This window comes from Flavobacterium succinicans (genome assembly GCF_001662485.1).
Lineage (GTDB): Bacteria > Bacteroidota > Bacteroidia > Flavobacteriales > Flavobacteriaceae > Flavobacterium > Flavobacterium succinicans_A.
The window spans coordinates 592,515-605,265 of sequence record NZ_JMTM01000017.1; the positions used below are offsets into that span (position 1 = coordinate 592,515).

The 12,751-nt window shown below is 35.5% G+C and carries 7 protein-coding genes; 3 read left to right on the forward strand and 4 right to left on the reverse strand.

Translation table 11 applies throughout. The features are described from left to right. The first annotated feature begins 17 nt into the window (after positions 1 to 17). From FLB_RS04705 to FLB_RS04715, 3 genes are all read left to right on the forward strand, one after another. Positions 18 to 1,538, forward strand: coding sequence for an alpha-L-fucosidase (locus FLB_RS04705; protein ID WP_064714786.1), 1,521 nt, complete (start codon positions 18 to 20; stop codon positions 1,536 to 1,538). A 150-nt stretch (positions 1,539 to 1,688) separates the two neighbouring features. Next, positions 1,689 to 2,543: a fumarylacetoacetate hydrolase family protein gene (locus tag FLB_RS04710; protein WP_064714787.1), complete on the forward strand. Its 855-nt coding sequence runs from the start codon at positions 1,689 to 1,691 to the stop codon at positions 2,541 to 2,543. A 494-nt stretch (positions 2,544 to 3,037) separates the two neighbouring features. Continuing rightward, positions 3,038 to 4,669: a beta-N-acetylhexosaminidase gene (locus FLB_RS04715; RefSeq protein ID WP_064714788.1), complete on the forward strand. Its 1,632-nt coding sequence runs from the start codon at positions 3,038 to 3,040 to the stop codon at positions 4,667 to 4,669. Positions 4,670 to 4,781: 112 nt separating this feature from the next. On the opposite strand, the gene FLB_RS04720 is transcribed toward FLB_RS04715, so the two are convergent. From FLB_RS04720 to FLB_RS04735, 4 genes are all read right to left on the reverse strand, one after another. After that, a complete protein-coding gene (locus FLB_RS04720) occupies positions 4,782 to 5,510 on the reverse strand; it encodes a TIGR00730 family Rossman fold protein (protein WP_064714789.1) in 729 nt (242 codons plus the stop codon). Between the two features lie 146 nt (positions 5,511 to 5,656). Then, positions 5,657 to 8,488: an excinuclease ABC subunit UvrA gene (gene uvrA / locus FLB_RS04725; RefSeq protein ID WP_064714790.1), complete on the reverse strand. Its 2,832-nt coding sequence runs from the start codon at positions 8,486 to 8,488 to the stop codon at positions 5,657 to 5,659. 115 nt (positions 8,489 to 8,603) lie between these two features. Beyond that, positions 8,604 to 9,557 carry a Fic family protein gene (locus FLB_RS04730; RefSeq protein WP_064714791.1) on the reverse strand — a complete coding sequence of 318 codons (954 nt, stop codon included), beginning with the start codon at positions 9,555 to 9,557 and terminating at the stop codon, positions 8,604 to 8,606. Positions 9,558 to 9,668: 111 nt separating this feature from the next. After that, entirely contained in the window at positions 9,669 to 12,749 is a 3,081-nt protein-coding gene (locus FLB_RS04735) for a WD40/YVTN/BNR-like repeat-containing protein (RefSeq protein ID WP_064714792.1), read from the reverse strand. Between the last annotated feature and the right edge of the window lie 2 nt (positions 12,750 to 12,751).

The window sequence follows — 12,751 nt, forward strand, 5'->3', positions numbered from 1 at the left end:
TAATAAATATAAAAAAAATGGATATGCTTAAAAGGTCTAGTAAAATAATTTTCTTGTTGTTTTTCTTTATGATAGTTCTGAGTTCAGGTGTTGCACAAACGAAAAATTTTGTGGTAATAAATGAGTATATGTCAGAAAATGACTTAGTTAAAATTGCGGCTAACATTGTTCCATCTCCACAACAACTGCGTTGGCAGCGCTTAGAAATAACTGCTTTTTTTCATTTTGGAATAAATACTTTTACCGACCGTGAATGGGGTGAAGGAAATGAAGATCCAAAATTGTTTAATCCTTCCGCATTAGATGCAAGACAATGGGTAAAAAACTGTAAAGAAGCTGGTATCAAACAAGTGATTCTTACAGCTAAACATCACGATGGATTTTGTTTATGGCCAAGTAGATATACCGAACATTCCGTAAAAAATAGCCCTTGGAAAAACGGGAAGGGTGATGTGGTTAAAGAAGTAAGTAAAGCCTGCAAAGAATTTGGACTAGGATTTGGGGTCTATCTGTCACCATGGGACAGGAATAATGCTCTTTATGGCACAAATGATTATAATGATTATTTTGTTAATCAATTAACCGAATTGTTAACGCAGTACGGGCAAATTGATGAAGTATGGTTTGATGGAGCCAATGGTGAAGGACCAAACGGTAAAAAACAGAGCTATAATTTTGAAAGATGGTATGCTGTAATTCGTAAACTTCAGCCAGAAGCCGTGATTGCTATATGTGGTCCAGATGTTCGATGGGTGGGAACTGAAACGGGACATGGGCGTGAAGAAGAATGGAGCGTAGTACCTGTGGGTGAAAAAAATAGTAAAAAAGAAAACACTCAGACTAAAATGGATGAAGCACCAAACGGGGATATGACGGAAAACGTTTTGGGAAGTCGCTCACAATTAAATGAAGGTAATGCATTAAAATGGTATCCAGCAGAAACGGATGTTTCAATTCGTCCAGGATGGTTTTACCATAAACTAGAAGATGCAAAAGTAAAAACACCAGAATATTTAAAAGAAATTTACTTTCACTCTGTAGGAAGAAACGGCGTATTATTATTGAACATCCCTCCAGACAAAAGGGGGTTGATTTCAGAATATGATGTAAATGCTTTAAAAAAATGGAAATTAAGACTTGATAGTATTTTTGAAAAAAACCTTGCTAAAAACGCCAAATTTTCCAAAAATATAACAAATGCGAAACAATTATTAGATGGTAATGATGCAACTTATTATAAGGTAGCAATGAATGGGAAGGATAATTCTATTGAATTTGAACTAGATAAGGCTCGTACAATTAATGTGTTACTGCTACAAGAAAACATAAATATTGGGCAGAGGGTAGAAAAATTTGTATTGGAATATTGGTCTAATGGAGAATGGAAAAAAGTTGTTGAAGGAACAACAATTGGATACAAACGTTTGTTGGAGTTTCCAGTAATTAATGCCCGAAAATTGAGGTTGATTATTGCGGAAGCAAGGTTACAACCAGCTTTAGCAGAAATTGGATTATTTTGGGATAAAAACGATAAATAAAGGCGTGAATCTTTTTTACCGAATAGTATTTGCATTTGCCCATTAGTAAGGCAAAAAAAATAGAGGAAAAACTTATCAATATAAATGTTTTGATGTATTGATTGATAAGGTTAAATAGAAAGAAAAAATATCGTAACAAAAACTAGAACAATGAAATTAATACGTTTTGGAGAAGTAGGTAAGGAAAAACCAGGAATTTTAATTGGAGAAAAACGATTTGATGTTTCTTCATTGGTAACAGATTATAATGAAGCATTTTTTGAAGAAAATGGTTTGGAAAAATTAAAAAAAATATTAGAAAGCAATCCTGCATTACCAGAAGTTATTGCTTCAGTTCGTTTAGGCTCGCCAGTAGCTAGACCGTCAAAATTAATATGCATTGGATTAAACTATGTGGATCATTGTCTAGAAACTAATGCTCCGATTCCTGATGAACCAATTATTTTTTTTAAATCGACAACGTCTTTATGTGGGCCAAATGATAATCTAATCATTCCCAAAAACAGTGAAAAAACAGATTGGGAAATTGAATTGGCCTTTGTTATAGAAAAAAAAGCTAGCTATGTAAACCAAGAGGATGCAATGAATTATGTCGCTGGATATTGTTTGCATAACGATTACAGTGAAAGAGCCTATCAGCTAGAACGTGGAGGGCAATGGACAAAAGGAAAAGGTTGCGATACATTTGCTCCGCTAGGTCCCTTTTTGGCTACCAAAGATGAAATAGCTGATGTCAACAATTTATCAATGTGGTTAACAGTAAACGGAAAAATTTTTCAAAAAAGTAACACGTCAAATTTAGTTTTCAAAATTCCATTTTTGGTGCATTATTTAAGTCAATTTATGACCTTACTTCCAGGTGATGTGATAAGTACGGGTACTCCTCCAGGTGTTGGTTTAGGAATTAAGCCCAACCCAATTTATATAAAACCCGAAGATGTGATTGAATTAAGCATAGAGGGTTTGGGTACTAGTAAGCAACTTGCGATTGCTTATACTAAATAAAGTTGAACTTGAAAACCAACAAAGTAAAAGCCTTGTAAATGATTGCAAAATTGAAAGTCAACTAACTTTTATCAAAGGGTTTAATCTAAATTAAATGGTTAAATTTTGTATCGAGCTTTTTATGATAATAAAGGATTAATTATTGATAATTTCGAATTAAGAATAATCTGAGGTATAGCATACTTTTATTTTTTAAAAGTATTCAAAATCATACGCTTTAGGAAGTAAAACGTTTTAGTACACAAATTGAGTTTGTTAAAAAAAGTAGTGATTGTTCATTTAAATAAAAAATGGTTCTACCACGAAATCTGTGGTTTTCTAACAAATGTTTAAAATTAAAAAACAACTATTCCACAATTTAAAACATTAAGAAATTAAGGCAATTAAGACTTAATGAAACTTAATATCTTAATGGTTCAAAAAAAAAATTTAATAAAGCTTAATTGGAAACCCCCAGAAATGGTGGTAGAACCTAAAAAATAATAAAATATAATATGGTAAAGTCATTTTTATTTGCATTTATGTTATGCAGTACCCTAACGTTTGGACAACAAGTAAATATCATTCCTCAACCTTTGGAAGTCGTTAAGAATTCAGGAAGTTTTGTAATTAATTCCAAAACTAGTTTAGTTGTAATCAATAAAGAAGATGCTGCGACAGCTACTTTTTTTAATAATTATCTAGCTGCATATTATGGTTTTAAATTGAATGTTGTGCAAAAAGCAACTAGAAATGCTATAATATTATTAAGCCAAAAAAACAATGAAGGGCTTAAAAGCGAAGGGTATACGTTTAAATCTGATAAAAATGGTGTTGAGATTAATGGGAATTCTCCAACGGGAACTTTCTACGGCATGCAAACACTTATTCAATTATTACCTGTTGAAAAAAGCAAGAGTCTGGTAATTGCATCAGTTACTATAAAGGATCAACCTCGTTTTGCTTATAGAGGTGCTATGTTGGATGTTGGACGACATTTTTTTTCAGTTGCATTCGTGAAAAAATACATTGATTATTTAGCTTATCATAAGATGAATTATTTTCATTGGCATTTAACTGAAGATCAAGGCTGGAGAATTGAAATAAAAAAATACCCAAGACTTACCGAAATTGGTTCCAAACGAAATGGGACTATAATTGGTAGTTATCCAGGAAAAGGAAACGACAACACTCCCGAAGGCGGTTTTTATACGCAAAACCAGATAAAAGAGATCGTAAAATATGCTTCTGATCGTTTTATTACAGTTATTCCCGAGATTGAAATGCCAGGACATAGTAGTGCCGCTATTGCCGCATATCCTGAGTTGAGTTGTTTCCCAGAAGAGAAAACTTTTATTCCAGAGCAGATGATATCTGCCAAGAGCAAACAAGAACTGACCAATGGAAAAAATAAAATTGTTCAGGAAACTTGGGGAGTTCATCCCGATGTATTTGCTCCTACAGAACAGACTTTTAAATTTCTTGAAGAGGTTCTTGATGAGGTAATGGCCTTATTTCCGTCAAAATATATTCATGTCGGAGGAGATGAGTGTCCAAAAGATGCTTGGAAAAGAAGTGCATTTTGTCAACAAATCATAAAGGATAAAAAATTGAAAGACGAGCATGGTCTTCAAAGTTATTTTATACAACGAATGGAAAATTACATTAATAAAAAGGGGAGAACGTTAATAGGTTGGGATGAAATATTAGAAGGCGGTCTTGCGCCCAATGCCATAGTAATGAGTTGGAGAGGAGAAGAAGGCGGAATTGCTGCTGCAAAAGAAAATCATCAAGTAATAATGACGCCAGGAAGTCATGTTTATTTAGATCATTCGCAAACCAAAAACGAGAAAGAAGTAACAATTGGCGGGTATTTACCTTTGGAAAAAGTGTATGGCTATGAGCCGATTCCCAAAGAGTTGAATGAACAACAGGCAAAATATGTTTTGGGAGCGCAAGGTAATGTTTGGACAGAATATATGGCTAATCCTTCCAAAGTGGAATATATGATATTTCCGCGTTTGAGTGCCTTAAGCGAAGTCCTTTGGTCTGATAAAGAAACTAAAAATTGGAATGATTTTCAAAGAAAAATTGAAACAATGAAAAAGCGATACACCATTTGGAATGCAAATTATTTTGTTGAATAGTAATTCTATTTGCAAAAAAAAAATCGCTTACCACTGGAAATATAAAATCCAATGGTAAGCGTTTTAAACCCTAAAAAAAAACAGATCATACTGTCCTAAAAAGGATATAGATTTAAAAATTAGGACTCAAATCATATTTCTTATAAAACTTATCTAATACATCTAGCACTTCATCTTCGGTATCCACGAGTTTGAATAAGTCCAAATCTTCTTCGCTAACGGTATGTTCTCTTTCTACTAATACGCTTTTGATCCAATCAATCAAACCTGACCAAAAACTAGTTCCCACCAAGATGATAGGAAATTTTCCAATTTTCTTAGTTTGAATCAGAGTGATGGCTTCAAATAATTCATCCATGGTACCAAAACCACCTGGCATGACAACAAATCCTTGCGAGTATTTCACAAACATCACTTTGCGCACAAAGAAATAGTCAAAATTCAGGTTCTTATCGTGGTCAATATAAGGATTGAAATGTTGCTCAAACGGCAATTCTATATTCAATCCAACCGAAGTTCCTCCACCTAAATGAGCGCCTTTGTTTCCTGCCTCCATAATTCCAGGGCCACCGCCAGTAATTACACCATAGCCCGCTTTACTGATTTTGTAAGCAATTTTTTCGGCCAATAAATAATACGGAGCGTCTGGCTTAATTCTTGCCGAACCAAAAATAGTCACACAAGGGCCAATTCGACTCATCGTTTCGTATCCATTTACGAATTCGGACATAATTTTGAAAATCGCCCAGCTATCATTGGTTCGAATTTCATTCCAAGTTTTACGTTTCAATTTGTCTTGAATCACTTTGTCTTCGTCATTATCAAAATCTTCTAATTTCATATGCTTCTAATTTTATATTTATTTTCAACGGATTAAAATCCGCTGCTACAATTTAGTCGTTCCTACGGAACTTTTTTTTGTTTTTATTTTCAACGGATTAAAATCCGTTGCTACAATATAGTCGCTCCTACGGAACTTTTTTAAAATTATGCTAATTCTTTCTTTAAAAACACTCCAGTATAACTCTTTTTTACTTTAATGATTTCCTCAGGTGTGCCTTTGGCTACGAGTTGTCCGCCACCTTTTCCGCCTTCGGGTCCAATGTCAATGATATAATCAGCTAGTTTTATAACGTCCATATTGTGTTCGATAATCAAAACGGTATTTCCTTTGTCCACCAATCGGTTAATCACATCCATCAACACCCGAATATCCTCAAAATGCAAACCAGTTGTAGGTTCATCTAAAATGTAAAAAGTATTCCCTGTATCTTTTTTAGATAATTCTCCTGCTAGTTTAATACGTTGCGCCTCGCCACCAGAAAGCGTGGTGCTTTGTTGACCCAAAGTGATATAACCCAAACCAACATCCTGTAAGGTTTTGACTTTTCTATATATTTTTGGGATATTTTCAAAAAACGGTACCGCTTCATCAATCGTCATATCCAATACATCCGAAATGGATTTACCTTTGTACCGAATTTCTAGAGTTTCTCTATTAAATCGTTTGCCTTGACAACTTTCGCATTCTACATATACATCGGGTAAAAAATTCATTTCGATGGTTCGAACACCTGAGCCTTCACAGGTTTCACATCGGCCACCTTTTACGTTAAAACTAAAACGTCCCGCTTTGTATCCACGAATCATGCTTTCAGAAGTCATTGTAAACAAATTGCGAATTTCTGTAAAAACCTCAGTGTAAGTCGCAGGATTAGAACGCGGTGTTCTTCCAATTGGACTTTGGTCAATATCAATTACTTTATCGATATGTTCTAAACCTTCAATCTTTTTATACGGCTGTGGTTTTTTGACTCCATTAAAATAATACGCATTCAAGATAGGGTAGAGGGTTTCGTTGATTAAAGTCGATTTTCCACTTCCCGAAACACCTGTTACACAAATCATTTGCCCCAATGGAATTTCAATGGAAACATTTTTAAGGTTGTTTCCAGTCGCTCCAGTTAGTTTTAGAAATTTTCCGTTGCCGGTTCTGCGTTTTTTTGGAATGTCAAATTTCATTGTTCCATTCAAATACTGAGCAGTAATCGTGTTCGAGGCTAAGGTTTCTTGAGGAGTACCAATACTGATGATTTCTCCGCCATATTTTCCTGCTTTTGGACCAATATCGATTACATAATCGGCACGTTCAATCATATCTTTATCGTGCTCAACGACCAAAACCGAATTGCCAATATCACGCAATTGTTCTAGTGAATGAATCAGTTTTTCATTATCTCTTTGATGTAAACCAATACTCGGTTCGTCTAAAATATAAAGCACACCAACCAACTGCGAACCAATTTGGGTAGCCAAACGAATACGCTGTGCTTCACCACCCGAAAGTGATTTTGAGCTTCGGCTCAACGCCAAATAATTTAAACCAACATTCATCAAAAACGCTAATCTGTCTTTGATTTCTTTGATGACTTCTGTTGCAATTCGTTTTTGTTTATCTGTTAAATGATTTTCAAGATCCAAAAACCAAGTGGTCAAATCTGAAATGTCCATGTCACACAATTCAGAAATACTTTTTTCATGGACTCTAAAATAATTAGCTTCTTTTTTTAGTCTCGAACCTTCACAAACCGGACAAGCAATTTCGTCCATGAATTCCTTAGCCCAACGTTTGATAGTAGTTGAACCACTTTCGTCGTGTTGGTTTTTGATGAAATGCGAAATGCCTTCAAAATCAATTTTATACTCTCTCGTTACGCCCAAATCTTTAGATTGAATAGCAAATTTTTCTTTACCACCATTCAAAATCATTTCCATCGCTTCGGCTGAAATATTTTCAATGGGGTCCGTGATTTTAAAATTGAATTTTTCTCCAATAGTTTCCAGTTGCTTAAAAATCCAAGACGATTTGTATTCGCCTAAAGGAGCAAAACCACCCGCTTTGATGGATAACTTTGGATTTGGAATGATTTTTTTGATATTGATTTCATTAACAGTTCCTAAACCGTTGCAGTGTTCGCAAGCTCCTTTTGGGGAGTTGAAAGAAAACAAATTGGGCTCAGGATTCTGATAGGATATTCCAGTTGTTGGACACATTAAATTACGGCTAAAATAGCGTACCTCATTCGTGTCCTGATCCAAAATCATCAATACATTTTCACCGTGATGCATAGCGGTATTGATGCTTTCGGACAAACGTTTTTGAATATCTTCAGAAGTATCAACCGCAATTCTATCCACCACAATTTCAATATCGTGTGTTTTGTAGCGATCGAGTTTCATTCCGGGAGTAATGTCTACTATTTCGCCATTTACTCTTACTTTTAGAAAACCTTGTTTGGTAATTTGTTGGAAGAGTTCTGCGTAATGACCTTTTCTAGCTCGGATGATAGGAGCCAAAATGTTGATCCTTTTTCCATTAAAATCCTGAATGATCAATTCTTTAATTTGATCATCTGAGTAGGAAACCATTTTTTCTCCCGTGTTATAACTGTAAGCATCGGCGCCACGAGCATATAACAAACGCAAGAAATCGTATATTTCAGTAATGGTACCAACCGTAGAACGCGGACTTTTGCTAGTGGTTTTTTGTTCAATCGCAATCACAGGCGAAAGGCCATCAATTTTATCAACATCAGGACGTTCCAATCCTCCTAAAAATTGTCGGGCATAAGCCGAAAAGGTTTCCACATAGCGGCGCTGTCCTTCGGCATAAATAGTATCAAAGGCCAAAGACGATTTCCCCGAACCCGAAAGTCCTGTTATGACAACGAGTTTTTCTCTAGGAATAGCAATGTCGATGTTTTTTAGGTTGTGAACACGAGCGCCTTGAACTTCAATGGTATTGTTTGTATCTAGCATAATTTCGCAAATTCCGAATAGGTCGGAAGCAAAGTTACTATTTTGATTTATTCTTTTAGTAGAACACTATCGAAGATTGTGTTAAAAAAGAATGGTAAAAACGCTAACTTGTGGGTTAGCGTTTTCTTTTTCTAGTGCTAATATAGGCCTCAATGGCTTCTTTGGTCGTATACCAATTTCTGCCTTCTTTGTAGGCATCTATTTTCCCCGATCGAGCTAATAAACTAACATATTCTTGCCCGTAAGGACTACTTGGTTCACTAACAATATTAGCTATTTTTTGATAGACATTGTCGCTATCAGGCATAGCATTTAGGTAAATGTTCAAACTTCGTTCCAATGCTTGACTCATCAAAAGTATTAATTTTTGATAGTTACCATTATTAGCTTGATTGAGGGCTTCATAGTATTTTTTTCTATCGTTTTTGAGTATGATAGCTGGAGGAAAACCACATCGCATCAATAACAAATTCATACTCAAACGAACCGTTCTTCCATTGCCATCAAAAAAAGGATGAATCCAAACTAATTTATGATGAAAAATAGTTGCCAACTCAATATCGTTCAGGTTTAAAGGATTTGTGTTAATGAAGTCAATCAATTCATCTAGTAAATCCATAACTTTGTTTGCATTGGGTGGAATAAAATTTGCACCCGAAATACGAACGCCTCCATTGCGTAATCTACCTGCGAAATCATCCTCAATAGATCGTAAAACCAGACCGTGTAACGATAATATGTCAATACTTCGTAAGACATAATTATCATTGATTATCGAAAAAAGGTAATCAATGGCTTTGTCATGATTGTGTGCTTCAAAATGTTCTCTCAAGGAAATTCCTTTTATGGTGATGCCTTCTTGCAAAACCATTTGGGTTTCTCTAAGTGTTAAGGTGTTTCCTTCTATACTATTGGAATTGTAGGTCCATTCTATGGATAAACTTTCTTTAATTTTATTCAAAGCGATGGTAGGCAAGGGTCTGCTATTTTGCAAATCTTGCTTTTTTTGATACAATCGTTCAAACGTTGATTGAAATTCTTCCTGATATCCTAAGTCTATATCCCACATAACCCCACAAAATTACATTTAATATCGGATAAATAAAATTTTTTTACAATCCGATAATAAAAAAACGCTAACCGAAGTTAGCGTTTTTGATTCATTGTCTTTTAAATGGGCTTATTCTGCCACAAACTCAGCATAGGTTTTCAAAACAAACGGTATGTTTTGTTCTTTTGCTTGTTTTAAATAAGTAGCTTCATTTTTAGCTTTAACCGTTTTGAAATCTTTCATTTCGTTATCAAACCGTTGCATAATGGCTTCCTTATTTTCTAATTGTGAAGGAGAAGGAGCCGTAAAGTTTCCAGCCACTGCCGCATATAAATCTCCGAGTTTCTCTCTTAACTGAGGTTCTGCCGAAGCTACATAGCCATCACCAGTAGTAACTACCATTTTTGCCTTTACATTCTCAAAATCAGTTTTGATTTTTGTGCCATTTTTGGCAAAACCTTTATTTTTAGCAATTAATTGATCTAATAATTTCACAGTTTCATCAATTTCATACACTGCATAAGCTAGTTCTTCATTTTTGTTGAACAACTCTCGTGTAGTTTCTTTTTGTTTCGCTCTATCAGCGGCAGAAATACTACTTTTAGGATCATTTAGTACTTTAAAGGTGTGAGTGTAAGTATCTTTTCCTTTAGTCATCACTACTTTATAAGTGCCTTCTTGCACACGTGGCGAGGTAAAACCAGCAAATGATACTGTTTTTCCAGCAGCAATTTTTGGGTTTTTCATATTGTAGTCCCAAGTTACTACGTTTATCCCTTTTTGTTTTCCTGCAGGTAGCGACACAATTTTATTACCTTGTTCGTCTTGTATTTCAAGATCCATCTTACCCAAGGTATGTCTTTTCTTTAAGTAATAGATGATTTGAGCACTAGAAGATGGATTGCTACCCACAAACTCTAATTCTGTGGCGGTAGTTCCAAAACTTGATTGCTCTTCAATTACAGCTGGCTTCAAGTCAAAGAAGTGAACATCTTTGGCAAGAACGTCTTGACTTATTTGACGCAAAGGGGTAATATCATCTAAGATGATAATACCACGACCATGAGTTGCCATAACCAACGAATTGGTTTTTGGACTTAATTCCATGTAGTGTACAGCAACTGAAGGCATTTTATTAGTAAAATGAGACCAGTTCGCTCCACCATCTATAGTAATGTATAAACCTTTTTCGGTGCCCAAGAACAATAAGTTTTCATTGGTAAAATCTTCTTGAATGTTGCGAACAAAACCATCAACATCAGGAGTAATAATAGATTTCCATGTTTTTCCAAAATCTGTCGTTTTGTAGGCATATGGAGTATAGTCATTTTTTGCATGACCTTCAAAAACAGCATAGGCTGTTCCTTCTCCAAAAGTACTCGCTTCAATGTGATAACACCAAGTGTTTTTTGGTAGTCCATTTATATTGACAACCACATTAGTCCATGTTTTACCTCCATCTTTGGTAACTTGTACATTACCATCGTCAGTTCCGGCCCAAATTATTTTTTCGTTCAAAGGGGATTCGGCAATTGTAAAAATAGTACAATGTTTCTCTGCACCAGAATTGTCAACAGACAATCCGCCAGATTTTTCTGTATTGTATTTTAATGCATCGTTTGTAGTTAAATCTGGTGAAATTTTGGTCCATGTACGACCCATATCTTCTGATTTATGTACGAACTGGCTTCCCATATAGAAACGATCAGGTTGCTTTTTACTGATTTCCATTGGGGCGTTCCAGTTGAAACGTAATTTTGGATCGCCTTTTACGGCCAAAGGTTGAATCGTAATCAATTCCTGAGTATCGGTATTGTAGCGCCAAACATTTTCGGCACCTTGCATTTCGCTGTAAATAATGTTCTTTGTTGGGTGTTTAATCACTCTAAAACCATCGCCTTGACCAATTCTTGTCCAGTCTCTGGATTCTATTCCTCCGGGACTTTTAGATGGGCCATACCAAGAACCATTGTCTTGTAAACCTCCATATACGTTAAACGGCTCTTTATCGTCAATGCTTACGTGGTAAAATTGAGAAACAGGCATGTTGCTAACCATTTCCATAGTATTTGCGCCATCCCAACTTCTATAAACCCCACCATCTGTACCACAATACATTCTATTGCTATCATTAATATCAAAAACGATATCATGGATGTCAGAATGCATGTTTCCAAGGTTTTTGAAGGTCTTTCCTCCATCTCTACTTATGGATCCGCTTAAACCACCTTTTACTATAGTTTCAGGGTTTTTTGGATCAACGGTAATTCTAGAAAAATAGAAAGGTCTAACCACTAAACCAAAATCACTATTCAGATGTTTCCAATTGGCACCTGCATCATCAGAGCGATATAAACCATTCAATTCTGCTTTTTCTGTTTCAAGTACAGAATATAAGATGTTACTATTAGAAGGCGCAACAGCAATGGCTATTCTACCTAATTGTCCAGAAGGGAATCCGTTGTGAATTTTGTTCCAAGTTTTTCCTCCATCAGTTGTTTTATACAAAGCCGATTTGGTTCCTCCTGAGCTGAATGACCAACCTGTTCTTCGGAATTCCCAAAATGAGGCATACATAATGTTGCTATTTTTTGGATCCATAATCAAATCTGAACAACCTGTTTTATTGTCCACGAACAAGACCTTATTCCATGTAGCTCCTCCATCGGTAGTTTTGTATATGCCGCGTTCATCACTATCTCCCCACAAAGCTCCAAGAACACCAACCCAAACAATATCGCTATTTTTTGGATCAACGATAATAGAGCTAATTCGGTCTGATTTTGGCAATCCCATGTTTTTCCAGTTCTGACCACCATCGGTTGATTTGTAGATGCCGTCTCCCATAGAAACACTATTTCTAGTCCAAGTTTCTCCAGTACCCACCCAAATGTTTTGGTCTGGTTTTGAAGGATCAATAGCTACACAGCCTATGGATTGAATATGTTCATCAAATATTGGATTAAAAGAGGCTCCACCGTCGTTACTTTTCCAAACTCCACCGCCAGCTGTTCCTGTATATATGATTTTATTGTTAGTAGGATGCACTTCGAGATCGGTAATCCTACCACTCATTAAGGCAGGACCAATATGTCTGGCCTGCATGTCACCAAAAAGTTCTTTGCCTTTTAGTACAATTTTATCTTGTGCTAAAATATTTGTTGCAGATAGTACGCCTATACAAGCAACCCAAATAAATGTTTTTTTCATAA

Coding starts and splice junctions, on each gene's coding strand:
- FLB_RS04705 (WP_064714786.1), top strand. CDS start 18: ATGGATATGCTTAAAAGGTCTAGTAAAATAATTTTCTTGTTGTTTTTC.
- FLB_RS04710 (WP_064714787.1), top strand. CDS start 1,689: ATGAAATTAATACGTTTTGGAGAAGTAGGTAAGGAAAAACCAGGAATT.
- FLB_RS04715 (WP_064714788.1), top strand. CDS start 3,038: ATGGTAAAGTCATTTTTATTTGCATTTATGTTATGCAGTACCCTAACG.
- FLB_RS04720 (WP_064714789.1), bottom strand. CDS start 5,510: ATGAAATTAGAAGATTTTGATAATGACGAAGACAAAGTGATTCAAGAC.
- uvrA (WP_064714790.1), bottom strand. CDS start 8,488: ATGCTAGATACAAACAATACCATTGAAGTTCAAGGCGCTCGTGTTCAC.
- FLB_RS04730 (WP_064714791.1), bottom strand. CDS start 9,557: ATGTGGGATATAGACTTAGGATATCAGGAAGAATTTCAATCAACGTTT.
- FLB_RS04735 (WP_064714792.1), bottom strand. CDS start 12,749: ATGAAAAAAACATTTATTTGGGTTGCTTGTATAGGCGTACTATCTGCA.